This window comes from Gephyromycinifex aptenodytis, assembly GCF_012277275.1.
GTDB lineage: Bacteria > Actinomycetota > Actinomycetes > Actinomycetales > Dermatophilaceae > Gephyromycinifex > Gephyromycinifex aptenodytis.
The window spans coordinates 2567039-2591312 of sequence record NZ_CP051155.1 but is presented as its reverse complement, the minus strand read 5'-3'; the positions used below and the strand labels follow the sequence as shown (position 1 = coordinate 2591312).

17 protein-coding genes are annotated in these 24274 nt (G+C 66.0%); 8 read left to right on the top strand and 9 right to left on the bottom strand.

Features of this window, described 5'->3' with window-relative positions; translation table 11 throughout:
• Positions 1 to 43 precede the first annotated feature (43 nt).
• From G9V96_RS11135 to G9V96_RS11120, 4 genes are all read left to right on the top strand, one after another.
• On the top strand, positions 44 to 646 hold the full coding sequence (locus G9V96_RS11135; RefSeq protein WP_168583085.1) for a rhomboid family intramembrane serine protease: 603 nt from the start codon (positions 44 to 46) through the stop codon (positions 644 to 646).
• 85 nt (positions 647 to 731) lie between these two features.
• The gene (locus G9V96_RS11130; RefSeq protein ID WP_210424394.1) at positions 732 to 2228 is read left to right on the top strand and encodes a DUF1846 domain-containing protein; all 1497 of its coding nucleotides are present in this window, start codon (positions 732 to 734) and stop codon (positions 2226 to 2228) included.
• Between the two features lie 272 nt (positions 2229 to 2500).
• Positions 2501 to 4987 (top strand): glycogen/starch/alpha-glucan phosphorylase, encoded by a 2487-nt coding sequence (locus G9V96_RS11125; RefSeq protein WP_226913666.1) that lies wholly within the window; start codon positions 2501 to 2503, stop codon positions 4985 to 4987.
• Positions 4988 to 5157: 170 nt separating this feature from the next.
• Positions 5158 to 6864, top strand: coding sequence for a choline/carnitine O-acyltransferase (locus tag G9V96_RS11120; RefSeq protein WP_168583083.1), 1707 nt, complete (start codon positions 5158 to 5160; stop codon positions 6862 to 6864).
• 6 nt (positions 6865 to 6870) lie between these two features.
• On the opposite strand, the gene G9V96_RS11115 is transcribed toward G9V96_RS11120, so the two are convergent.
• From G9V96_RS11115 to G9V96_RS11095, 5 genes are all read right to left on the bottom strand, one after another.
• A complete protein-coding gene (locus G9V96_RS11115; RefSeq protein WP_226913286.1) occupies positions 6871 to 8727 on the bottom strand; it encodes an ABC transporter ATP-binding protein in 1857 nt (618 codons plus the stop codon).
• Positions 8724 to 9542, bottom strand: coding sequence for an ABC transporter permease (locus G9V96_RS11110; protein ID WP_168583082.1), 819 nt, complete (start codon positions 9540 to 9542; stop codon positions 8724 to 8726). Before G9V96_RS11110 ends, G9V96_RS11115 begins: the two co-directional genes overlap by 4 nt.
• Entirely contained in the window at positions 9539 to 10657 is a 1119-nt protein-coding gene (locus G9V96_RS11105) for an ABC transporter permease (protein WP_226913285.1), read from the bottom strand. Before G9V96_RS11105 ends, G9V96_RS11110 begins: the two co-directional genes overlap by 4 nt.
• On the bottom strand, positions 10654 to 12213 hold the full coding sequence (locus G9V96_RS11100; RefSeq protein WP_168583081.1) for an ABC transporter substrate-binding protein: 1560 nt from the start codon (positions 12211 to 12213) through the stop codon (positions 10654 to 10656). Before G9V96_RS11100 ends, G9V96_RS11105 begins: the two co-directional genes overlap by 4 nt.
• Positions 12214 to 12411: 198 nt before the next feature.
• A complete protein-coding gene (locus tag G9V96_RS11095; protein WP_168583080.1) occupies positions 12412 to 13365 on the bottom strand; it encodes a DUF808 domain-containing protein in 954 nt (317 codons plus the stop codon).
• Between the two features lie 142 nt (positions 13366 to 13507).
• On the opposite strand from G9V96_RS11095, the gene G9V96_RS11090 reads away from it, so the two are divergent.
• Positions 13508 to 13864 carry a nuclear transport factor 2 family protein gene (locus G9V96_RS11090; protein WP_168583079.1) on the top strand — a complete coding sequence of 119 codons (357 nt, stop codon included), beginning with the start codon at positions 13508 to 13510 and terminating at the stop codon, positions 13862 to 13864.
• Between the two features lie 13 nt (positions 13865 to 13877).
• Here the strand turns inward: G9V96_RS11090 and G9V96_RS11085 are convergent, their stop codons facing one another.
• Entirely contained in the window at positions 13878 to 14912 is a 1035-nt protein-coding gene (locus G9V96_RS11085; RefSeq protein ID WP_168583078.1) for a Glu/Leu/Phe/Val dehydrogenase, read from the bottom strand.
• Between the two features lie 46 nt (positions 14913 to 14958).
• Positions 14959 to 15483 (bottom strand): TetR/AcrR family transcriptional regulator, encoded by a 525-nt coding sequence (locus G9V96_RS11080; protein WP_168583077.1) that lies wholly within the window; start codon positions 15481 to 15483, stop codon positions 14959 to 14961.
• 200 nt (positions 15484 to 15683) lie between these two features.
• Here G9V96_RS11080 and G9V96_RS11075 point away from each other — a divergent pair, with 200 nt between their 5' ends.
• Complete coding sequence (locus G9V96_RS11075; protein ID WP_168583076.1) at positions 15684 to 17240, top strand: MFS transporter; 1557 nt, start codon at positions 15684 to 15686, stop codon at positions 17238 to 17240.
• Positions 17241 to 17314: 74 nt separating this feature from the next.
• Here G9V96_RS11075 and G9V96_RS11070 read toward each other — a convergent pair whose 3' ends face one another.
• Positions 17315 to 17917 (bottom strand): NUDIX hydrolase, encoded by a 603-nt coding sequence (locus G9V96_RS11070; RefSeq protein WP_168583075.1) that lies wholly within the window; start codon positions 17915 to 17917, stop codon positions 17315 to 17317.
• Positions 17918 to 19286: 1369 nt separating this feature from the next.
• Between G9V96_RS11070 and G9V96_RS11065 the strand changes: the two genes are divergently transcribed.
• Both G9V96_RS11065 and metA read left to right on the top strand, forming a co-directional pair.
• A complete protein-coding gene (locus G9V96_RS11065) occupies positions 19287 to 20687 on the top strand; it encodes an NAD-dependent malic enzyme (protein ID WP_168583074.1) in 1401 nt (466 codons plus the stop codon).
• A gap of 215 nt (positions 20688 to 20902) precedes the next feature.
• A complete protein-coding gene (metA, locus tag G9V96_RS11060; RefSeq protein ID WP_168583073.1) occupies positions 20903 to 21853 on the top strand; it encodes a homoserine O-acetyltransferase MetA in 951 nt (316 codons plus the stop codon).
• 43 nt (positions 21854 to 21896) lie between these two features.
• Here the strand turns inward: metA and G9V96_RS11055 are convergent, their stop codons facing one another.
• On the bottom strand, positions 21897 to 23795 hold the full coding sequence (locus tag G9V96_RS11055; protein ID WP_168583072.1) for a hypothetical protein: 1899 nt from the start codon (positions 23793 to 23795) through the stop codon (positions 21897 to 21899).
• Between the last annotated feature and the right edge of the window lie 479 nt (positions 23796 to 24274).

Below are 24274 nucleotides of genomic sequence, written 5' to 3'. Positions count from 1 at the left end.
CTACCTTCACCGTCCTCGCGCGCGCTCCGGCATCCTGAAGAACATGAGCCCGACCCGCCCCACCTCCTGGACCGCTGCCCGCCCCGCCCCGCGTGCGTGGTGGCGCCGCGTCGTTCCGGTACTGGTGATGGTCGCTCTCATGTGGGCCAGCGAGATCCTCGACCTGCTCACCCCGTTCTCGCTAGACCGGTACGGCATCCGGCCACGCCATCTGGACCACCTGGCCGGCATCGTGGCCAGCCCCTTCCTGCACCACGGCTTCGGGCACCTCATCGCCAACACGACCGCGCTGCTCATACTCGGAGCGCTGCTGGCGCTGAGCACCCGGCACCTGTGGGCCGTCACCATCGGCGTCATCCTGCTCAGCGGGGCGGGGGTGTGGCTCACCGGCGCGTCGAACAGCGTGCACATCGGCGCCAGCGGACTCGTCTACGGCTACGCCGCTTTCCTGGCCGTCTACGGCTTCGCCGCCCGACGTCTGGCCTCGGCGTTGGCCGGGCTGCTCGTCATCGCCGGGTACGGCTCTTTGCTGTGGGGCGTCCTACCGGTGCAGGCAGGCGTCTCCTGGCAAGGCCACCTCTTCGGCGCCCTCGCCGGGGTTGCGTTGGCTCTGAAATTGGGACGACGCGACCGAGCAGGCCTCTGATCAGCACACACGCTCCCCGAGCCCCCTGGACCCCAACACTTTCAGCCGACCCCGGTAAGCTCCGGCAGGTCGGAAGGGGGCCCGCGTGGGCGCACAGACGATCGGGTTCGATCGCGAGAAATACCTGCGGCTGCAGGCGGAGCACATCAACGCCCGACGGGCCAAGTTCGGCGGCAAGCTCTATCTGGAGTTCGGCGGCAAACTCTTCGACGACTTCCACGCCTCCCGGGTGCTGCCGGGGTTCACCCCCGATAACAAACTCGTCATGCTGCAGACCCTCAAGGACGAAGTCGAGATGGTCGTGGTCGTCAGCGCCCGCGACCTCGTAGCGAACAAGGTCCGCGCCGACCTGGGCATCGGCTACGACGCCGACGCGCTGCGCCTCATCGACGAGTTCCGCGCCCGCGGGCTGCACGTCGGCAGCGTCGTCATCTCGCACATGACCGACGACAACAAGCCCGCCAAAGCGTTCAAACGCAAACTCGAACGGCTTGGGCTGACGGTCTACCGACACTTCCCGATCAAGGGCTACCCCAACGACGTGCAACACATCGTCAGCGACGAGGGGTACGGAAAAAACGACTACATCGAAACCACTCGCGACCTGGTCGTGGTCACCGCGCCCGGCCCCGGCAGCGGCAAGATGGCGACCTGCCTGTCCCAGCTCTTCCACGATCACCGCCGCGGAATCCCCTCCGGCTACGCCAAGTTCGAGACGTTCCCGATCTGGAACCTGCCCTTGGACCACCCGATCAACATCGCCTACGAGGCCGCCACCGTCGACTTGGACGACGTGAACATGATCGACCCGTTCCACCTGGAGGCCTACGGCGAGAAGTGCGTCAACTACAACCGGGACGTCGAGATCTTCCCGGTGCTCAACCTGCTCTTCGAACGGATCATGGAGCGCTCCCCCTACAAGTCGCCCACCGACATGGGCGTCAACATGGTCGGGCAGTGCATCAGCGACGACGAAGCTTGCCGGGCGGCCTCCAAGCAGGAAGTCATCCGACGCTACTACCGCACGTTGGCCATCGAGCGCCGTGACGCCCTCGAACCGGTGCTGTCCGAGCGAATCGCGTTGCTGATGAGCAGGCTGGGAATCACTTCCGAGGACCGGCCCGTCGTCGAGCCGGCGCTGCGAACCGCCAAGCGCACCAAGGGTCCAGCGGCCGCTATCGAACTGCCTGACGGGCGGATCATCACCGGCAAGACGACTTCACTGCTGGGTTGCTGCTCGGCCATCCTGCTGGACGCCCTGAAGGCGCTGGCCGGCATCGACGACAAGGTACGTCTGCTCTCCCCGGAGACGGTCGTGCCGATCCAGACGCTGAAGACCCAACATCTGGGCAGCCGCAACCCGCGCCTGCACACCGATGAGGTCCTCATCGCGCTGTCGGTGGGCGCCAACCACGACGAGAACGCCCGCCGGGCGCTGGCCGAGCTGCCCAAGCTGCGCGGCTGCGACGTCCACTCCAGCGTCATCCTCGGGCCCGTCGACGAGGGCATCTTCCGCAGCCTCGGGGTTCAGGTGACCACCGAACCCGTTTACCAATCCAAGAAGCTGTACCGCAAGAGCTGAGAGCGCCTCTGAACAGCACCCGCGGACGCCCGGTTGTGCAACGGGGAGTCTGCTATCGGGTGAATGTTGGCCCGCTGAGCCGACTGCATGGCTTCCAATTCGACTCCCTGTCCTCTCGACGGGGACACTAGAGCAAGCATGACCTGCATGGCGCTGACCCTGCAGGCCGGCCGAGTACCCGACCCAGGAGTCCACACGTGACGAACATGAGCGAGAGCATCTCGCCGATAAATCCCCCGGCCGACGAGACGCCGATGATGGCGGATGAGGCGATGGGCCCCACCGGAGCGGTGACCCACCCGGTCGCTCTGCGCGGGCTGGTACGCCCCGAGCGCAGCGTCGACGGTTTCGTGCGTGAGTTCCTGCAGGAGCTCAACTACGGCGAAGGCATCACACTGGACCGCTCGAGCGTCAACGACCAGTACCTGGCGCTGGCACGCACGGTGCGTAACTACCTCATGGCGGACCGCCTGGAGACGGCCAAGAGCCGCAGGGCCAACCCCACCAAGATCGTCGGTTACCTCTCGGCCGAGTTCCTCTTGGGCCGCCAACTGGGCAACGCCCTGCTGGCCGCAGACCTGGAGAACATTGCCGCTGAGGGCCTGCAAGCGTGTGGTCTCGACCTGGCCCAGTTGCGGGCCCAGGAAGTCGAGCCGGGCCTGGGCAACGGCGGCCTCGGCCGTCTGGCCGCCTGCTTCATCGACTCGCTGGCCACGATGGATGTCGCCTGCATCGGTTACGGCATCCGTTACGAGTACGGCATCTTCAAGCAGACCTTCGAGAAGGGACGCCAGGTCGAGGTACCCGACGCCTGGCTCTCTCTGGGTTCCCCGTGGGATGTGCTCCAGCACGATCACATGGTCAAGGTGAACTTCGGCGGGCACACCGAACGCAGCCAGGACGAGAACGGCCAGGAGCACACCGAATGGGTACCCGCCTGGAACGTGCTGGGTGTCCCCCACGACTACATGGTCCCCGGCTACCGCAACGGCGTCGCGAACACCTTGCGCCTGTGGAGCGCCCGCGCCACCAACGCGTTCGACCTGCAGATCTTCAACTCCGGTGACTACGCGCAGGCTGTGCGTGCGCAGACCTTCGCCGAGAACATCACCAAGGTTCTCTACCCTGAGGACTCCACTCCGCAGGGCCGCGAACTGCGCCTGCAGCAGCAGTACTTCTTTGTCGCCTGCTCGCTTAAGGACTTCATCGACCGGACCCTGGGCGGGGCCGACGTCTCCACGTTGCCCGAACGCGTCATCTGGCAGCTCAACGACACCCACCCCGTCATCGCGATCCCCGAGCTCATGCGCTTGCTGATGGACGAGCGCGGGCTGAGCTGGGAACAGGCCTGGGACATCACGAGCCAGTGCTTCGCCTACACCTGCCACACGCTGCTGCCCGAAGCGCTGGAGGAATGGCCGGTCGACCTACTCGGACGGCTGCTGCCCCGCCACCTGGAGATCATCTACCGGATCAACACCCACTTCCTGGAGCAGGTGCGCGAGGCCTACCCGGGCGACCACGACCGCCTGCGCCGGATGTCGATCATCGGCGAGGGCGCCGTGAAGACGATCCGGATGGCCCACCTGGCCACCGTCGTCGGCACCAAGGTCAACGGTGTCGCCGAGCTGCACTCTCAGCTGCTGCGGGACAAGGTCCTCGTCGACTTCGCGCAGATGTGGCCGGAGAAGTTCACCAACGTCACCAACGGCATCACGCCGCGTCGCTTCATCCGGCACGCCAACCCCTCGCTGTCCAGCGCCATCACCGAGGCGATCGGCGACGGCTGGGTGACCGACCTGGAACGGCTGCGCGAGCTCGAACCGCTGGCCGAGGACGCTTCCTTCCGGGAGATCTTCCGCGGGGTCAAGGCTGCCAACAAGACCCGGTTGCGTAACCTGCTCGTCCTGCGCGACGGTATCGAGCTGGCTGACGACCACCTCGTCGACGCGATGGTCAAGCGACTGCACGAGTACAAGCGGCAGACCTTGAAGCTGCTGCACGTCGTCTCGCTGTACGAAGGTTTGACCACCGGGCGCCTCGCCCCAGAACAGGTCACCCCACGCACCGTGGTCTTCGGCGCCAAGGCCGCCCCGGGCTACTTCATGGCCAAAGAGATCATCGCGCTCATCAACGCGGTGTCCGCCACGATCCGCTCCGAACCGAAGGTGGCCGACCGGCTGTCGATCATCTTCCCCGCCAACTACAACGTCACCCTGGCGGAGAAGCTCATCCCGGCCGCTGACCTGTCCGAGCAGATCTCGCTGGCGGGCAAGGAAGCATCGGGTACGGGCAACATGAAGTTCATGCTCAACGGCGCGTTGACCGTGGGCACCGACGACGGCGCGAACGTCGAGATTCGCAAACTCGTCGGCGATGAGCACTTCTTCCTGTTCGGAATGGACGAGCCGCAGGTAGCGGAGCGACAGGCGATGGGGTACGACCCGCACGCCGTCTACGAGCAGGATGAGCGCCTCAAGGCCGCCATCGACCTGATCGCCAGTGGCGCGTTCACCGGTGGGGACGCCGACGCGGCCCGCCCGGTCGTCGATGACCTGCTGTGGAACGACCGCTTTATGGCGCTGGCAGACTTCGCTTCCTACCTGGAGGTCCAGGAGCGCATCGAGACTGCCTACGCCGACCCCGACGCCTGGTCACGTTCGGCGATCATCAACATCGCCCGCGGTGGGTTCTTCTCCTCCGACCGTTCGATGCGCGACTACATCGAGCGCATCTGGGGCCCGGAGACCCTGCGCTGACCTAGCGCGCACACCAGGTGGGCCGGTTCGGGGCAACCCCGCACCGGCCCATTTTGGTGCCGCGGCGCATCCTGGGGTGAACAAAACGCCCCATCGCAGCTGCGGGTAAGCGAGGATTCGACAGGAGACGCCGCACCGGCGCCACCCGTGGAGGCGAAGGATCCCCCGAAATGACGCACCTGCCCGTTCCCGATCTGGACCAGACCCTGCAGCGCTACCTCGATGTGGTCGCCCCGCTGCTCAGCGCCGAGGAGTTCCAGAACACCCGCCGCGTCGTCGACGAATTCGCTGCCGGGGATGGTCCTGCCTGCCAGGAGGCGCTACTGGCCTATGCCAAGAAGGAGAACGGCGACGGGAACAGTTGGCTGTCCACCACCTGGCTGCTCGGCTACCTCACCGGGCGCGAGCCGCTGCCGCTGTTGAGCAACGTCGGCTTCCAGATCACCTGGCCCAGCGAGAAGTCGGGGATCGCGCGCGCCGCCGACCTGGCGCACCGGATGGGGCAGGTTCACCTGGCCTACCTGCGCGGTGAGATCGGGGAGCAGAAGGACGCCCGCGGGCAGCTGCTGTGCATGCGCCAATGGCAGTACCTCGCGGGCGGTCTACGCCACCCACAACCCGATCAGGATGAGGTGCGCCCCGGCCGGGCCGAGGCTGAGGACCGCGAGATCGTCGTGCTGGATGACGGCTGCGCCTACGCGGTGCGCCTGAGTGACAGCAACGGCCAGATCCGCCCCGTGCGCAGCCTGGAGTCAGAGCTGGAGCAGATCCACGCCGCGCCACGCCCCGACGCAGCGCCCTTCCCCGCCTGGTCCTACCTTGGCAGCGAGCGCGCCTCCTCCTACCTGCACCTGCTGGAAGACCCCGAGAACGCAGCCGTGTACCAGCGGCTCACCGACGCACTGTTCGTCCTCACCTTGACCGACGAAACCGGTGACACCGAGGCTCACCTGCGCCGCTCGGCTTTCGGTTACGGACAGACCTGGGCCTATAAGCCCGCCAGCTACCTGGTCAACCTCGCCGATGACTACGTCGGCATGCACGTCGAGCACAGCACCGTCGACGGCGCTACCTTGCAGACCGCAGTGGGCCTCGCCCAGCAGGCCACCTCAGCCGACCAGGGCGCTGGCGGTAATGACGATGACGCCGCGGCACCGGAGGCGCTGACCTGGGTGATGCCGCAGGACGAGCGGTCCCGGCTGGCCGGCGACATCGACTGGTACGAGAAGCAGGCCCAGCCCTATCAGGTCAGCACCGTCACCGTGGATGCGATGCCGACGCCCGCGGTAGCGGGGCTGCGGCTCAGCCATGACGCCTGCCAGCAGATCATCATGCTGTTCGGACAATTGCGCACCTACGGTCACCTGCGCAGCACCTACGAAGCGGTCGACATGCGCGAATTCACGGCCGGGCGTACCGAGACGCTACGGCCGAACTCCACGCCTGCGGTGGAGTTGGCTCAGGCCTTGATGACCGGCTCGGCGACCCGCGCGCAACTCGAGGCTGCGTTGGCCGAGCATCGCCAGCGGGTCAAGTGGTGCAAGACCGGTCAGGGCGTCGACCGGCACCTGTTCGGCCTGCGCGTTCAGGCCGACGGGCTCGGTCTGCAGCCGGCTCTGTTCGCAGATGTGGCCTACCGCCGGTTGACCACCGATTTCCTCTCCACCAGTTCCCTCGGTGGCGCAGACCAGTTCGCCCGGTACACCTTCGCCCCTACCTCGGGCGAGGGCATCGGCATCGGGTACAGCCCGCTCCCGGCCCACTACGAGTTCTTCTGCAGCTACCACCAGGAGCGCTGCGAGGGGATCGACGCCTTCGCCGAGGCGCTGGCTGAGGGCGCGCACGCCCTCAGCCAGCTCATCAGCTCGCTACGCTGAGCCGGTTCACAGCTCGTGCACGGTCGAGCCGCTGCGCGAAGTCGAACCGGTGCCGACGGAGGAGCCGCTGCGGCGTGAGGACAGGGTCGGGGTGTTGGCCACCAGCGTGCGGGTGTATTCCTCGCGCGGGTCGTCCAGCACTTGTGCGGTGAGCCCTGACTCCACGACCCGGCCGTGCTGCAGGACGAGCACCCGGTCGGCGATCGTGCGCACCAACGGCAGGTCGTGGGTGACGAACAGCATCGAGATCCCGCGTTCATGCTTGATGCGGGTGAGCAGATCGACGATCGAACCTTGGATGGAGACGTCCAGGGCCGAGGTGATCTCGTCGCAGACGAGAACCTCCGGCTCCACGGCGAGCGCACGGGCGATGGCCACCCGCTGACGTTCACCGCCGGAAAGCCGCGAGGCGCGCAACGGCATCGCCTTCTCACCCAGTTGGACGTCTTCCAGGAGTTGGGCCACCCGCTCCTTGGCGGCGGCGCCGGAGGCGATCCCGAAGAGTTCCAGCGGGCGGGTGAGGATCTGTTCGACGGTGCGTCGCGGGTTCAACGACTGGTACGGGTTCTGGAAGATGTATTGCACCAGGCGACGCTGGTCGGCGCTGCGGCGCCGGGCGCCCTGGGCGAGGGCTTCACCGTGGAACTGGATCTGGCCCTCCCACTGGCGGTGCAACCCGCCCACACAACGCGAGATGGTGGTCTTTCCCGAACCGGACTCACCGACGAGGGCGACGACCTCCCGCTTGGCAAGGTCGAATGACACATCGTGCACGATGTGGGTGCGACCGTAGAAGACATCGAGTTGGGCCACTTCGAGGATGACGTCTCGAGCGGCGTCGGGGTCGGTGTCGCGCACTAGGCGATCGCTTGGATCCCACGCCGGCAACTCATCGAGCCGGATGCATCGCGCACTCTGCCCGCCGCCGGTGTCGATCATCACCGGTTCGACGGTGGTGCACTCCGGCACGCTGTACCCGCATCGGTCGTTGAAGCGGCAGCCGGAGGGCCGCGCCCCCGGCGCTGGGGCCCGCCCCGGGATCCCTTTGAGCTGGTACGGCTCGTGCAGATGCGGGATGGCTTGCAGCAGCGCCCGGGTGTACGGGTGGGCAGGGTTCTTGAAGATCTGCTCGGTCGGACCCTCCTCGACCAGCAAACCGGCATACATGACGGCGACCCGGTCGGCGATCGTGGCGACCACCGCCAAGTCGTGCGTCACGTATAACGCCGCGACCTGGTACCTGGCGCACAGCTCGGACAGTGTCTTGAGCACCATCCCCTGCGTGGTCACATCCAAACCCGTGGTGGGCTCGTCCAGGACGAGTGCCTTCGGGCGGGGCAGGAACACCATGGCCAACGCGACTCGTTGCACCTGTCCCCCGGAGAGCTGGTGGGGGAAGCGGGCGAGGAAGTCGTCGTCGGCAGGTAGCCCGACTTCGGGCAGGATCTCCCGCACGGCCGCGTCGCGTTCTGCCGGTGTGCCGATCGAGTGCAGGTCCAGCAACTCTCGCAGCTGAGCGCCGATGCGGTGCGAGGGGTTCAGGGCCGAGCTCGGGTCCTGAGGCACGTAGCCGATCTCCACGCCGCGGACCCGGCGCACTTCATCCACGCTCATCGAACGGATGTCGTGCCCGGCCACCTGGATGGAACCACCGGTGATGTCGGCGCCGGTGCGGGCGTAGCCCAGCAGCGCGGTGCCGGAGGTGGTCTTACCCGAACCGGACTCCCCGACCAAGCCGACGATCTGCCCTGGCACCAAGTTCAGGTCGAAGTTCTCGACCACGTCGACAGCCTCGGCCGTCTTGCCCAGACTTACCCGCAGGCCTTCGACGTTACAGACTGCTTCTTGCACGTTCACGTTCACGATGTCCCCTTTGCGCTGCGTTCGCCGAGACCGTCAGCGATGAGGTTTGTCCCGATCGTGAACAAACCGATGAGGAGCACGGGGGCCAAAACACCCCAGGGCTGGACGAGCAAGGCCAACCTGTTCTCGCTGGTCATCTGCCCCCAGTCCGCTGCGCCCGGGTTGGTGCTGAAGCCCAGGAAGCCGATACCGGCCACCATGCCGATGGAGTATGTGAGCCGCAGACCGGTTTCGGCCAGCAGCGGAACGACCAGGTTGGGGCCGAGTTCGGAGACGGCGATCCGCCAGCGCGACTCCCCCATGGCCTCGGCCGCAGCGATGAAGTCCTGCGTCACGTAGGTCAACGCCACCCCGCGGGCAACGCGCGCCACACGCGGAGCGTGAGCGACGCCGACCAATGCTGCGATCATCCACCACGTCGGGGAGTCGACAACGCTCAACACGACTAGGGCCAGCAGCACCTGTGGGAAGGCGAGCAGGACGTCGCCCAGGCGCATGACGATTTCGTCGAGCCAGCCGCCGGCGTAGGCGGCGCTCACTCCGGCGATGACGCCTAAGAGCACCCCGCCGATCGTGGCGACCAGGGAGATGAACAGCACCGAGGCTCCGCCGTGCATGACCCGGGAGAGCACGTCCTGACCGAGGTAGTCGGTGCCCAGGAAGCTGCCCTCGTGGCTGAACGGTTTGCCGACGATCTGGTATTCGCCGTAAGGGGCGATGATCGGGCCGAGCAGTGCCAGCCCGACGATGAGCAGCGTCAGCGTCGCCCCGATTGCGATCTTGGGGTCTTTGAGCAAGTTACTGAGAGTGCTCATCCTGCCATCTCCGTTCGGGCCCGCGGCGTCGCAAGGATCGACAGCACGTCAGCGATGAGGTTCACCATCACGTACGCCCCGGCGATGATCATGGTCAGCGCCTGCACCATGGGGAAGTCGGAGTTACGTACCGAATCCACCAGGGTCGCGCCGATGCCCGGGTAGTTGAACAAGTATTCGATGAGCACGACACCACCGACGAGCCAGGCCAACTGCAGCGCGGTGACCTGAATGGTGGGCACGGTCGTGTTCGGCAGCGCGTGTCGGCGCAGCACTCGCCGCTCAGGGATGCCTTTGAGCCGGGCAAGTTCGACATAGTCCGAGTCCAGGGCCTCGATCATCGTCGAGCGCAGGATCCGGGTCAGGTAGGGAACCAGCGCGACGACCAAGGTCGCCACCGGCAACACCATGGACATCGGACTGTTCCACGGCCGAGCGCCTACTGGCAGCACTGTGACGGCCGGGAAGATGGTGAAGACCGTGGTGGAGAAGAAGGCGACGAGCAGGATTCCGGTCACGAACTCCGGTACTCCCGCCAGCGCCAAGGTGATCACCTGGATGACGTTGTCGATCGGTCCGCCGCGGAAATGCGCGGACAGCACAGCCAGACCGATGGACAGCGGGATCATGATGAGCCCGACGAGCAGCACGAGGAACAGGCTGTTGATCACCCGGTCACCGATGAGCTCCGAGACGGGCACCCCGTTGGCCAGGGATGTGCCCAGATTGCCGCGCAACAGGTCGGTGAGCCAGATCCAGTACCGCTCCAGGAGTGGCTTGTCGAGGTCGAGTGCTTGGCGGATAGCGGCGACCCGCTCAGGGCTGACAGCGAAGTCCTTGCCCAGGATGGCGCGGACCGGGTCACCGAGCGCCGAGGTGGCGAAGAAGACGATGAGCGAGACCAACCACAGGGTCAGCACGGCCAGTCCGCCGCGGCGCGCGAGCCAGGAGACCCAGGCTTTGCTGGGGCCGCGTGAGGTGCGCCGGGGCGGGTCCTGGGTCATCGTGGCGCTGACCGAACCGCCGGGGGCGGGTTCGTCGCCAGTGGCGGGGCCGCCGACCGGGTCGGGCCCTGTCGGCGTGGTGGCGTTCATGGGTTCGCCGGGGGTACTCATGATCCCTCCACGGGACGGAACGTGTTGAAGCGATACGCAGACACGGGCTGTTCACGCGCGGGTTCGACCCCGGTGACGAACTTGCCGTAGGCGTCGACCTGGTTCTGGAAGGCCCAGATGAGGTAGCCACCCTCCTCGTATTCGATGCGTTGGGCGTCCTGCATGAGCATGCGCCGACGCTCGGGGTCCATTTCCCGGAAGGCGGAGCGGATGAGGCCGGCGAAACGCTCGTTGTTGAAGTGCGTCTCGTTGTACGGCGCATCCACCATCGCGCAGTTCACCACCTGTGACAGGTAGTTGCGGGTGCTCCAGAAGTCCTGGGCGAAGGTCCAGGACAGGTACTGATCGCCGTAGAAGACGCTCGGGTCGACCTTCTTGACCCGCACGTCCACTCCGGCCTTGCGGGCATGTTGGGCGAACAGGCTCGCCGATTCCACCCCACCGGTACCCACTGCGGTGGAAGTGACGAGCTCGACCTGCAGGTCTTGAGCCCCGGCTTGCCGCAGCAACGCTTTGGCCTGGTCGATGTCCTGCTCGCGTTGGGGCAGTTTGTCGCCCAGGTACGCCTCATCGAACGGGGCATAAACGTCGTTGGCCAAGCGCCCGTGCCCGCCCAAGGCCTGATCGATCATCTGCTGGCGATCGGCGATGAGGCGCAATGCGTTCCGGACCCGTTTGTCGCTGAACGGTTTGACGTCTACCCGCATCGTGAACGGGACCCAGCCGCCAGTCTCGGAGATGAGGGGTTTGGCGCCTTGGCGCCCGATAGCCTCCACGAGGTAGGTCGGCAGGTTGTCGATGGTTTGCAACTGTCCGGCCAGGAGCGCGTTGACCTTGGCCGCGTCATCGGTGAAGTCGATGATGACGAGTTCGTCGTAGGAGGCTTGTGTCCCCCAATAGTCGTCATTGCGAGCGAAGCGGCTGCGTTGGCCGGGCACGAATACGTCGGCCTTGAACGGACCGGTGCCGATGGGTTTAGCCGGGTCGAAGTCCTCCGGAATGATGCCGACCGAATAGTTGGCCAGCATTTCATCGAGGATGACATATGGGGCTTTGAGTTTGAACCGGAACGTGCGCTCGTCGAGGATCCGGCTGCTTTGGAGGTCGGCGATGGGCAGCAGGTCGGTGAGGAACGGCGCCGGGCTCTCGGGGTTGAGCATTCGGGCCAGGCTGGCTCGAACATCCGCAGCGCGCACGGGACGCCCATTGTGGAAGCGGACGTCGGGTCGCAGGCGAATGGTCCATTCCGAACCGTCAGTATTCGGTGTGATCTCTTCTGCTAGCGCAGGCTCGATCTTGTAGTCCGGGGTGAATCGGTACAGCGATTCGTAGAGCTGCCGCACGCGCGCGATGTCGGGGATGGTCACCGGAAAGTGCGGGTCGAGGGTGTCCTTCAGCCCGCCCCCGGTGGCGCCGTGCACCAGCTGGCTGTTCACGGCGTCCGAGGAGGGAGCACTGCAGGCTGCGATGTTCGGCAGGGCAGCGCCAGCTAGCGCTCCGAGACCCAACTGGTTGAACCGCCTACGGCTCAACCGGGCTGGGTTCCGCCCTCTCATCGATTGTGGTCTGTCAGTGGACACAGGTGGGAACCCCCTATTGGATGGCGTGCGCCCGCACCCTAGCGACAAAGCTAGTGCTTTGTGTGCTTCAGCGGACTGGCATTTTCTCACCCAGACCTGGGCGCGCCCACGCCATCCACCTGCCGAAGATCCCCAGATACCCTGGGCGACCAGGGTTTTTACCCGCAAACGCCCCTAGTGAGCCTGGACGTGCTGCCCCTTCTTACGTGGGACCAGGTGCATGATCGCCACCACCACCGAGCCCACGACTAGGCCGATGATGGCCGAGGCGATGGTGTTGGTCATCCAACCGAGGAAGCCGCCGAAGGGTCCGGTGGCGTGTGCCACAACTTCCTCCAGGTGGTGCACAAAACCGTACGGCGGGTGCCAGCCCAGGGTGTTGGTCCCGACCAGCAGGATGTGTCCGCCGACCCACAGCATGGCCACGGTGCCGATCGCGCCGAGCGAGCTGAGCAGCCCCGGCATCCCCGCCACGAGCCCACGGCCGATCTTGCGCAGGAACGATGACTGACGCCCGGCCAGGTTCAACCCGATGTCGTCCATCTTGACGATGATCGCCACCACCCCGTAGACGCCCAGCGTCATAGCAATAGCGACTACGACGAGAATGACGGCACGAGAAACCAGGCCTTCGGCAGCGACCTCATTGAGAGAGATGACCATGATCTCGGCAGAAAGGATGAAGTCGGTGCGGATCGCACTCTTGACCATCTGATCCTCGCGCTCCGGCCCTTGCAAGGTGGCCGGGGTTTCCGCTTCCTCATCCTCGTGCCCCGAGACCTTTTCCCAGATTTTCTCTACACCTTCGAAACTGAGGTAAGTTCCGCCGAGCATAAGCAGCGGAGTGAGCAGCCACGGCGCGAATTGACTGAGGAGCAGAGCGGCCGGGAGGATGAAGATGATTTTGTTACGTAGCGAGCCGATGGCGATACGTTTGATCATCGGCAATTCGCGTTTGGCACTGAAGCCGGTGACATAGCGCGGGGTCACCGCGGCGTCGTCGACAACCACCCCAGCAGCCTTGACGCTGGCACGTCCGGCAGCGGCAGCGACGTCGTCCACGGAGGCTGCGGCCAGACGCGCCATCGTGGCGATGTCATCAAGCAGGGCAACCAAGCCGCCACTCATGAGAGCTGACCCGGGCACGTGCGGTAGTTCATCGGCATGTGAGCAGGGTAGGCGACATAGGCTGTCGCATCATTGTCAGACCAGACACGCCGCCGTCGCCGTACAGACGGACCCAGTGGCGAAATGCCGCAAGAATGTCGGGATGAGTGCCGACCCGAGCAGCGTCCACCTGTACTACCGACTCGTCGACGCAGGCGACGTCGACGGACTCGTCGCGTTGTTCTCACCGACGACGATCTACCGCCGCCCCGGCTATGAGCCGCTGGTTGGCCGCGATGCACTTCGGGCGTTCTACGAGGGCGCGCGGGTCATTGAGGAAGGCGCGCACGACGTCGAACACACCGTCGTCGGCGCGGACTCGGTAGCGGTGCACGGCCACTTCAGGGGGACGCTGAAAGACGGCTCGCGCGTCTCGCTACGGTTCGCGGACTTCTACACCTTCGACACGGACGGCCTGTTCGCCACCCGCGACACATTCTTCTTCGCTCCCATGGTCTGAGGGGCGCGGTCGCCTAGTCGTGGGCGGCGCGCAACCGGCGGCGACCGCGCTCCAGCGCTGCACCGACGAGGCTGCCACCGGGTCCGGCCTCCTCGATGAGGCCGGTGACGCGACGGCCGATGGCCTCGACTGCGCGTTCGAGGTCGGCCTGCGCCCACGCCAGCGCCCGGGCATGCTCGTGGATGACGCCACCCGCGTTGGCCACGTAGTCAGGCACAAATGTGATGCCACGCTCCCGAAGCAGCTCGTCGCATTCGGGCGAGTCCAGAGTGTCGTTGGCTGCCCCGACGATGAGCCGGCAGCTCAGTGCCGGTATGACGCTCGGCGTAATGACGCGTGCCACCGCGCAGGGCGCGAAAATGTCGCATGCCGTCGTGGCGACCTGCTCCACGGACGCGACCGACCCGCCGACCTCCTCGGCGACGGTGGCAGCCCGCTGTGGGTCGATGTCGGCGACGACGAGCCGGGCGCCGTCTGCGGCAGCCAGCCGCGCCAGGTCCGCACCGACGCTGCCGACGCCCTGCACTGCGACGACGAGCCCGTCCAACGACGACGCCTGGAGCACACCAGCGGCGCCTGCTTTCATCGCCGCGAACACACCGCGCGCTGTCCACGGCGAAGGGTCAGCGTCGGCGCAGTACACGGTCGCGCCGCGCGAGCGAATGACCGCCATGTCGGCCAACGTGGTGAACATGTCGACCCCGGGAATGTACCGGCCCCCGGTGGCCGCGACCGCGTCCCCGAACCGCTCGAACAATGCGCGGCGAGCATCGGCGTCACGGGCCCGACCGTCATCGACAATCACCGACTTCGCGCCCCCGTACGGCAACTCCGCCAGGGCGTGCTTAAACGTCATCGCGCGCGCCAAGCGCTGTGCCTCATCGATAGCGGCATACGCATCGGAGTAGGGGCGCATGCGCACGCCGCCGAAACCGGGCCCCAGGCGAAGATCGTCCAGCGCGATGACGGCACGCAACCCGACGCTCTCGTCGCTGATCGTGATGACCTGATGGGAGGTCCAGGGGTCGAACCGGCTCTCGTGCGTCATCGCAGAGTCTCCTTATTTCACGGTGCTCGCTGCGAGCGTAGAGGATTTACCCTGCCGCGGTGGCGGCTTGCTCGACCAGACGACTGATGACCTGGCGATCCAGCGCCGTGGCTTCTTCCCCGAAGAGGGCGTGAAGATACAGCCCGTCCCCGACAAGTTGCACCAGTCGGGCCAGCACCGGGTCGCCGACAGCTTCCAGCAGCATCGGCCCCCAGGAGTCCAGCGAGGCCGACACTGCGCTTTCCACATCCAGGGCCCTGGTGCCGGTCAGCCGAAGAGCCGCCAGGACCGTACTGGTGTATTCATCGCCCACCACACTCGAGGAACGAAGGTAGGCCGCGACCGGCCCATCGTGCGAGGCGCGGCATCGCTGGACATCAAGGGCCCCCAGCTCGCGCAGCCGCTCCAACAGACCGTTGAAGAGCGCTTCTTTGCTCTTGAAGTGGTAAAGCAGACCACCCTTGGAGATCCCGGCCGCAGCCGCGACCGCTTCCAGCGTGGCCCCCTCTGGGCCGTCTTGGGCCAGGACTTCTTGCAGCGCGTCGATGATTCGATCCCGGGTGCTGCTCATCGTGTGGCTCTCACATACCTTCGATCGGCTCTGCACGGCGCGGTTGGGTGCCACCTGGCACGGCGATGATGCGTGCGTCCTTGTTGGGAAAGTGCACCCACAGCGCGTACTGTACCGTCTGGACGGTTTACACCGTCACCCCTCCATGACCCGGCAATGCAGCCCGGCTCGACCCCATCGTCGCTTTCGGGAGCACCCTTATGCCGCTGAACACCCTCACCCCCAGCCCCGCCCCAACCGCGCCGCCTCGCGCAGGCCTGCGCGAGTGGCTGGCGTTGTTCGTTCTCATCCTCCCGGTGCTCGTGGTCAGTCTTGACAACACCGCACTGTCGTTCGCGGTCCCGCAGTTGTCTGCCGCGCTGAACCCCAGCGGGGCCGGCCTGTTGTGGATCGTCGACATCTACCCGCTGATGCTCGCCGGGCTGCTCATGACGATGGGGATGCTGGGCGACAAGGTTGGGCGGCGGCGCCTACTCCTCATCGGAACGGCAGGCTTCGGGCTCGTCAGCCTCTATGCGGCGTTCGCCCCCGACGCGCTGCACCTCATCGCGGCCCGCGCACTGCTCGGGGTCTTCGGTGCAATGCTCATGCCCTCCACCCTGTCGCTGCTGCGCAACGTCTTCGTCAACGATGACGAACGGCGCCTGGCCATCGCGGTATGGGCCTCCGGTTTCGCAGGCGGGTCAGCGCTGGGGCCGATTGTCGGCGGCTGGCTCCTGGAGCACTTCTGGTGGGGTTCGATCTTCCTGGTCTCAGTGCCGCCAGTGTTCATCCTGCTCGTGGCCGCACCTTTCCTGCTGCCCGAATCGCGTAACCCGAATGCAGGCCGCCTGGACCCCGTCGGCGTCCTGATGTCCATCTTCGCGATGTTGCCGCTCGTCTTCGGGATCAAACACGTTGCGGCGCAAGGCTTGGACCCGGTCGCGATCGCTTCGCTCGGTTTTGGTGCGCTGGTCGGCGCCGCCTTCGTGCACCGCCAGATCCACCGCCCAGACCCGCTGCTGGACCTGCGCCTGTTCACCCGTCCCGTCTTCGCCGCGTCGGTCGCCGCGAACTTCATGAGCGTCTTCGCCTTCGCCGGGCTGATCTTCTACATGTCCCAACACTTGCAGTTCGTTGAAGGCAAGGCTCCGCTGGAGGCGAGCATGTCGCTCATCCCCGGCGCGATCGCCTCTATCGCCATGGGCCTGCTGGCGGTATCCCTGGCAAAGGTCGTGCCGGTGCGCCACCTCGTGCCACTGGGCATCCTGCTGGCCAGCGGCGGCTACCTACTCGGCACCACCCTGCATGTCGGCTCCCCCGGGATCGTCATCGTCCTGGTGTTCGCCCTCGTCGGCGCCGGTGCCGGACTGGCCGAGACGTTGACAAACGACGCCATCCTGGCCTCCGTGCCACCCGAGCGCGCCGGTGCCGCCTCAGGCATCTCCGAGACCGCCTACGAATTGGGTGCCGCCTTGGGCGTGGCCGTTCTGGGCAGCTTGCTCACCTGGCGCTACCGGGCCTTCCTGGTGCTACCCGCGGGCCTGCCGGCCGAGACCGAGGCCGCCGCCAAGAACACCATCGGCAGCGCCATGAGTAAGGCCCCGGAGTTGTCGCCGGTGCTGGAATCGAGCCTGGTCGAGGCCACCCGTCGCGCTTTCGAGAGCGGGGTCGCTCTGACCTCGGCCGTGGGCGCAGTCGTGACGTTGCTGACCGCGCTCGGCGTCTGGTTCGTGCTGTACTGCGACCACCGGCGCTCGCAGTCGCCTACGAGCTAGCTCGGTCCGGCCTGACCCTGGGGACAGGCTGACAATCGCCCCCGAGCAGTTCTCGTGGGGACCGGCTCCTGCCATCAGCTCTCGGCAGCGTCGGGATGAGGGCCGCTCAGCAACTCCCAGGTGATGGTTTCGGCGTGTACGCCGAAAGAGCCGCGCTTAGCGTCACGCACCCACGCCTGCAGAACCCACCGCACGGAGGAGAAGGCGATCTCGTCCCACGGGATCTCCTCGACCGTGACGAACCGGTTCTCCAACGTCTCCGGCCCAGGCTGCAGCCCGTTAGCCTCGACGATGCGGGCGCGGTAGAAGAGATGCACCTGCGCGGCCTGCACCACGTCCAGGACGGCATACAGCCCCTGCATCTCGACCTGAGCCCCGGACTCCTCCCAAGTCTCGCGCCAGGCGCCGTCCTCGCAGGTCTCGCCGACTTCGAGGAAGCCAGCCGGCAGGGTCCAGAACCCCAGGCGCGGTTCGATCGCCCTTCGGCACAGCAGGATCTTCAGCTGCCCGGTCCCGTCGTCCCAGACCGGGACGGTGCCCACCACATTGACCGGGTTCACGTAGTCGATGTAGTCGCACGACGGGCACATGGCCCGCTCCCGGTCCTCCATCGGTGGGATACCCGGCACCATGCTGGCACCGCAACGCCGACAGAAGTTGATCTCCGGAGCTGGCATACCCCTACCTTCTCACCACAGCCGCGCCGGGGTAGGGCGACCCGCAGTCTGGATGCCGTCGATCTGGCGGGCCCGCGCCCTAATGCCGGGGCCCGTCGATCCCGGCTTGGGCCTGCGCCACAGACCCAGGCGCAGCACGCTGGACTGCCAAGAGGGCAGCGCGTGATCGGCGGTACCGACAGTTGAATCGGCGCTGGCGCCCGAACAAGGAGTTCGGGGGCCCAAAGGAGGCCAGCGGACGGGGCTGCGCCGCCACTGCCGGCCCGATAGCCGAGCCCTACCGCCTGACCATGGCAATGAGGGCCAGAAAAATCCACTGCAGGGCACTGCCGAATAGCGTTGCTGATTCCCGGGACTCAAAACGTTGCATACAAGAAGGCCCGTTCAGAACGCTTGACCAGGTCGAATGACTTGAACAGTGTCTTGGACGGTCGATATGGTCAGTGACGTCGCAAGGGGAACGCGGCGAAGGGGAAGACACTCGGGGGTGTCGGGCGATTGGGGAATCGCCACCAGCGACTCGTGGGGAGTCGGGCAGGACGCATTGGGGAGCGCAACAGGTGCGTGGCGGGGGCCGCGCAAGAGGGCGACCGAGAGGTCGAGGCAGGAAACGGCGATGGGGATCGCCGAGCAAGACGAAACGGCTGGGGTGCGCGGCGGGGACCGCGCAAGAAGGCGACCGAGAGGTCGAGGCAGGAAACGGCGATGGGGATCGCCGAGCAAGACGAAACGGCTGGGGTGCGCGGCGGGGACCGCGCAAGAAGGCGACCGAGAGGTCAAGGCAGGAAACGGCGATGGGGATCGCCGAGCACGACGAAACGGCTGGGGTGCGCGGCGGGGACCGCGCAAGAAGGCGACCGAGAGGTCGAGGCAGGAAACGGCGATGGGGATCGCCGAGTGGGGGAATACGGCTGGGGAGCCGCAGCAGGAAAGGCAGCGGCGGGGAGCGCTGCCTGAGGGTTAAGCGACCGGGGAGTCGCGGCGCCGAAAGCGGCGATGGGGATCGCTGCTCACGTGCAGAACTGGGCAATGGTGCTGACGTTTGGGGCGCCTGGGGGCGGGCGAATTTGCTCACTGACACGTTTCAGGGCGCGGCCGTGGGGGCCGCGCCCGCTGTGTGGTCTTCGGCCTTTTCAGCGCATGCGCTACGTCCGGGCCTTGTGTGCGCCGCAGGCTGCGCTCGGCGGGGCGGGTAGCTGTCCGGCTTTTCTCCATCCCTTTTCGGAGCAGCAGAACACCGGAAAGATGCTGTTGTCCTCGCGGGGGAGAGTGGGCATGCACAGTCGAGGCCGGTGCAGGGAGCCGATACGTGAGGACCGACACGTGAAACTTCCGTCTCACCCACTGTCGGGGGGCTAAGGTCAGGAACATGTCTTCGACGTCCACCAGCCCCGCCTATTCCGTCCGCGCCCGTGTCCGCCTGGCTGACCGCCCAGGCACCCTGGGCCACATCGCCGTAGCCATCGGCGAGGCCGGCGGTAACATCAACGCCCTCGAGGGATTCGTCATGAAGACGGCCTACCTCGAAGAGGACTTCATCATCTACTGCTCGAGTGTCGAGCATCAGCAGCAGGTGCGCGCTGCGATCGAGTCGGTCGAGGGTGCACAGATCATCGAGTGGGAAGACCGCACCCACAAGTTGCACGAGGCCGGCAAGATTCGCGTGACGTCCTCGGTCGAGGTCAACACGATGAACCAGCTCGCGATGGCCTACTCCCCCGGCGTCGCCCGGGTGTGCACCACGATCGCCCAGGATGTGTCGCAGTCCTTCGAGTACACGATCCGCAAGAACACCGTCGCCGTGGTCTCCAACGGGACCGCCGTGCTCGGGCTGGGCGACATCGGCCCGGAGGCCGCCATGCCGGTGATGGAGGGCAAAGCGCAACTGTTCAAGCGGTTCGGCGACGTCGACGCGTTCCCGATCTGCCTGCGCACCAAGGACACCGAAGAGATCATCGCGATCGTCAAGGCGTTGGAGCCGACCTTCGGAGGCATCAACCTGGAAGACATCGCCGCCCCGGAGGCGTTCGAGATCGAAGAGCGGCTCGTCCAGGAGATGAACATCCCGGTCTTCCACGACGACCAGCACGGAACGGCGATCGTCACCGTGGCAGGCCTGGAGAACGCGCTGCGCATCGTCGGCAAGAAGCACGAGGACCTCAAGGTCGTCGTCGCTGGGGTCGGCGCTGCGGGGGTCGCGGTTTCCAAGATGCTGATGGCTGCCGGGGTGAGCAACCTGATCGGCGTGGACCGGCAGGGCGCCGTGCACACCGGGCGTGAGGACCTGAACACCTCCAAGCAGTGGTTCGCCGAGAACACCAACCCGGACAAGATCGCTGGCTCTATCACCGACGTCATCACCGGTGCCGACGTGTTCATCGGTCTTTCGGGCCCCAACCTGCTCACGGTCGAGGACGTGCGCAGCATGGCTTCGGACCCGATCGTGTTCGCGATGGCCAACCCAGACCCGGAGATCCGCCCGGAACTCATCAAGGACATCGCCGCCGTCATCGCGACTGGTCGCAGCGACTTCCCCAACCAGATCAACAACGTGCTCGCCTTCCCCGGCATCTTCCGGGGCGCGCTGGATGCCGGCGCCACCACCATCACGGAGAACATGAAGCTCGCTGCGGCGCGCGCCATCGCCGACGTGGTCGGGGAGGACCTGCACCCGCAGTTCATCGTTCCGACAGCGTTCGACCACCGCGTCGCACCCGCCGTGGCGGCTGCGGTGGCGCAGGCGGCGCGGGAGGACGGCGTGTGCCGTTGAGTTCCGCCCGCTGCCCGCGCTGAACCTCAGGGCAGCAGCAACATGAGCGTGACGGGCGCCGTCCGAGCCGAGGATTCCTCTGGGTTCGGGCGGCGTTCGTCGCCCCCGGGGAGTGGCAGGGGCGCGTGGCCGCATCTCAGGATGTGACTACCTCAGACATCGGATGCCGCGCTCGACCTACAGGTAGAGGTAGCCGCCATCGCTAGGAGTGCCCCATGCCCGTCACCATCCCCCGTGATCTTCCGGCCCGCGCCACTTTGCGGGAGGAGAACATCTTCACGATGTCCCAGGAGCGGGCCGACCATCAGGACATCCGGCCGCTGCACATCGCGATGGTCAACCTCATGCCGACGAAGGTCAACACCGAGACCCAAGTGTTGCGGTTGTTGTCGAACACGCCGCTGCAAGTGCATGTGAGTCTGCTGCGGATGAGTTCGCACGAGTCGAAGAACACCGCCTCGGAACATCTGGACGCGTTCTACACGACGTTCGACCAGGTGCGGGATCAGAAGTTCGACGGCCTCATCATCACCGGCGCCCCCATTGAGCTGATGCCGTTCGAGGAGGTCGATTACTGGGACGAGCTGTGCGAGATCATGGATTGGAGTGCGCAGCACGTCTTTTCGACGCTGCACACCTGCTGGGGCGCGCAAGCAGGCTTGTACCGGCACTTCGGTGTCGGTAAGCATGCGCTGCCGGAGAAGATGTTCGGCATCTTCGATCACGACGTGCACTTGCCGAACTCACCGATCGTGCGGGGTTTCGACGCGGTGTTCCCGGCGCCGCACTCGCGTCACACCGGGATCGAGGTGGCCGCCATCGAGGCTGCAGACGGGTTGGAGCTGGTCGCCTCATCCCCGCAGGCAGGGGTGTACCTGGTTTCCAGCAGCGACCAGCGACAACTGTTCGTGACCGGCCACCCCGAGTATGAGCGGGACACCCTGCTAGGGGAGTACCAGCGCGACATCTCACGGGGCCTGGACATCAACGTGCCCGCGAACTATTTCCCGGACGACGACCCCACCCGCACCCCGCGGATGACGTGGCGGTCGCACGCGTTCCTGCTGTACGCGAACTGGCTGAACTACTACGTCTATCAGCGCACCCCGTTCGACCGTGACTCGATCCCCAGCACTGGCGCGATGAACGGCCACGGCGACGACTGACCAACGCGCGGCGAGAGCCCGAGCCCGGGCTCGTCACCCTCACTCAACGACGAACAGCAAAGAACCGTCGTAGCCGGCGCCCGGGAAGGGTGTCTCGCACGCTCACCCACGCCCGGCTGTTCACGAGGCGGCGGACAGCCTGAGTTTGCAACAGCAGCGCGGTGATCGTGGGGTCAGGCCGAGTTTCCGGGACCACCGATCGGGTCGTCTTTAAAGCAGACATAGGTGCGGGTGCAGGTGCAGGTGCGGGTGCAGGTTCCGGCGGAGGTGGTAAGCAGCCTTCACGGTGCGGCCGCGGCGTGCCGTTGATGTCAGCCGCAATATCAGCGAAGGCCGCGCGCCACACGGCGCTGCGAACCAACCGTTCTTGTGCCGCGGAGGTTTCGTGCCGGGCGGAGCCACGCCAGATCTCTGCCATGAGCGCGGGGTCGAATGGGTAGTGCCATTCGTCGGGGTTGGCCAACACTGCTTCGATGGACGATGCGTCGGTGCAATCGGCCAGATGCAGGATCCTGGCGGGAGCGCGCCGTTGGGGTGATTGCGCAGTCATCTCCCCCGGGAAGTACGGCACACCCCGCCAGCGCGGAACCAAAGCCTCCGTCAGCTGCCGGTGCAATGCGTTCGTACGGCGCTGCTCCGGGCGCAACGCCAAAGCAGCTCGCTGGAAACTGGGTGTGAGTAGTGGAGACATGACACCGTGCCGCTCCGCCGTCGTGCCCCAACGGCGCATCCGTTCCAGGACGTAGAAATGGTCGAGAGCGTTGGGCCCGTAGACGCCCGCTTCCTGAATGCGGTTGAGCACGCACAACACATGTTCGGTGAGTGCTTCCCGAGCCTCCCGCTGAACGCCTGGGACAGGGCAGTGCCGTCGCACGATCCGCTCAGCGAACTGCCGCAGCACACGCGGCGAGTCAACGGGGTTCTCGATACCCGCGCGCAGTTCATCATCCAGGTTGGCAAATACTGCATCTGCTGAGGTGCCGTAATAAGAGTGGGCGACCTCGCCACCGGCACCGCCGACGGCCACTCGCCGATCTCCATCGAGACTCTCCGGCACGGGGTAATGCAGGAAGGTCGCGGGGCGGAGCCCTTCAGCGTGGCGGTGCCACGCGCGCGCCGCGTCAGCGGCTGCGAGCGGCTGCGGCTTTGCGACACCTCCCGTGCTCATGTGTTCGACATCGTGCTCGATATCTCGATCGAGCAGTGCCACGAGTTCCAGAGCCACCTTCAGGTCGTCGGCAACCGCGTCGTGCGAATGCAGCACCATGTCAGTGCCGGCAGCGAGGAATCCTGCGGCGACAAGCCTGGAATCTCGTCCGCCACTGAGGTCGATGACGGGGGTCCCCTTCATCCACCGCCCGATGGAGGCGGTGGTCGACGTCAAGTCGGCTGCGGCTTGTTCGATCAGGTCTTCGTTCTGCCCCTGGGGGGTGAGCCAGCTCGTCACCGTATCGAGCTCGTTCACGAGTAGGCGCTCCTGGCGCCAGGTGATGCGGGTCGCCGGACCAACGACGCGGACCCCTTGGAACGGAGTCCGGTTTCCGTAGAATTCGTCGGCGACCGCTGACTGAGCCCAACCCACCGCATCGGGCACTACTGGAAAATCTGCGAACAACAACGCCGCAACCGGTCGGTTGCTCCACACGTGCCCCCACGCGGTGCGGACCCCGAAAAGACGCCCGACTCCTAAAGCGTCGGTGAAGAGATCGAGCGAATCACCCTCGACATCGAGTGAAGCGCACACAAACGGCGGCGTGATGTCGAAGATCCGCCCGGGGGCTGCCCGCAATGCGTCCACCAATTCGAAAGGAGCCTCGTTCGCCCCTGCGGCCGTTATCCGCTCGACGCCCAGGGGCGTGTAGCAGGAGGCCACCGCGCTGCGTCCGCGCTGTGCCCAGGGCTGCCACCGCGACGGCGAGTCGGCGGCTGCCCACATTGCCATCCCGCATGAAGAGGAGACGAGGTCATGGCGTTGTGGTGTCTGATGCCACCTCGAGCGGTAGTGCTCCTCAACTCGGTCGAATCGAACCCGAACGTCCTCCGTTGCAGCTAGGCGCCCGGCGTACGCAACAAGGGTCTCCATATGTGTTTACCCCTCCGTCTACAGGTGCTGCACACCTGGCGGGATGCCGGTGACACCGCTGAATGGTGAGCGTGTGCGCCCAGACTAGAGCCAAGGCACGTCGCCCTGTAGACCTGAACTGGTTACTCTCACAACACAATCGCTCTTGTGTAGGCGATGGGTCGATCGGTATACCTTTCCGGACGCGTACTGGCCAAGCCACACTCACCGATACCGCCGTGAGGCCGCGCCCTGGGCCTGCGCCTGGGGGCGCCGCTTCGGTGCGTCATCGACGTTGGCCTGAACGGCTGTCACCCCGCCCACTCCTATCGCCGCACGCACCAGCAGGCGGTTCGACC

What these genes read in the sequence shown, in the direction of transcription:
- G9V96_RS11120 (WP_168583083.1), top strand. Translation starts at nt 5,158, where the DNA reads ATGACGCACCTGCCCGTTCCCGATCTGGACCAGACCCTGCAGCGCTAC.
- metA (WP_168583073.1), top strand. Translation starts at nt 20,903, where the DNA reads ATGCCCGTCACCATCCCCCGTGATCTTCCGGCCCGCGCCACTTTGCGG.
- G9V96_RS11080 (WP_168583077.1), bottom strand. Translation starts at nt 15,483, where the DNA reads ATGAGCAGCACCCGGGATCGAATCATCGACGCGCTGCAAGAAGTCCTG.
- G9V96_RS11090 (WP_168583079.1), top strand. Translation starts at nt 13,508, where the DNA reads ATGAGTGCCGACCCGAGCAGCGTCCACCTGTACTACCGACTCGTCGAC.
- G9V96_RS11055 (WP_168583072.1), bottom strand. Translation starts at nt 23,795, where the DNA reads ATGGCAATGTGGGCAGCCGCCGACTCGCCGTCGCGGTGGCAGCCCTGG.
- G9V96_RS11075 (WP_168583076.1), top strand. Translation starts at nt 15,684, where the DNA reads ATGCCGCTGAACACCCTCACCCCCAGCCCCGCCCCAACCGCGCCGCCT.
- G9V96_RS11125 (WP_226913666.1), top strand. Translation starts at nt 2,501, where the DNA reads ATGGGCCCCACCGGAGCGGTGACCCACCCGGTCGCTCTGCGCGGGCTG.
- G9V96_RS11070 (WP_168583075.1), bottom strand. Translation starts at nt 17,917, where the DNA reads ATGCCAGCTCCGGAGATCAACTTCTGTCGGCGTTGCGGTGCCAGCATG.
- G9V96_RS11110 (WP_168583082.1), bottom strand. Translation starts at nt 9,542, where the DNA reads ATGAGCACTCTCAGTAACTTGCTCAAAGACCCCAAGATCGCAATCGGG.
- G9V96_RS11135 (WP_168583085.1), top strand. Translation starts at nt 44, where the DNA reads ATGAGCCCGACCCGCCCCACCTCCTGGACCGCTGCCCGCCCCGCCCCG.
- G9V96_RS11105 (WP_226913285.1), bottom strand. Translation starts at nt 10,657, where the DNA reads ATGAGTACCCCCGGCGAACCCATGAACGCCACCACGCCGACAGGGCCC.
- G9V96_RS11085 (WP_168583078.1), bottom strand. Translation starts at nt 14,912, where the DNA reads ATGACGCACGAGAGCCGGTTCGACCCCTGGACCTCCCATCAGGTCATC.
- G9V96_RS11100 (WP_168583081.1), bottom strand. Translation starts at nt 12,213, where the DNA reads ATGAGAGGGCGGAACCCAGCCCGGTTGAGCCGTAGGCGGTTCAACCAG.
- G9V96_RS11095 (WP_168583080.1), bottom strand. Translation starts at nt 13,365, where the DNA reads ATGAGTGGCGGCTTGGTTGCCCTGCTTGATGACATCGCCACGATGGCG.
- G9V96_RS11065 (WP_168583074.1), top strand. Translation starts at nt 19,287, where the DNA reads ATGTCTTCGACGTCCACCAGCCCCGCCTATTCCGTCCGCGCCCGTGTC.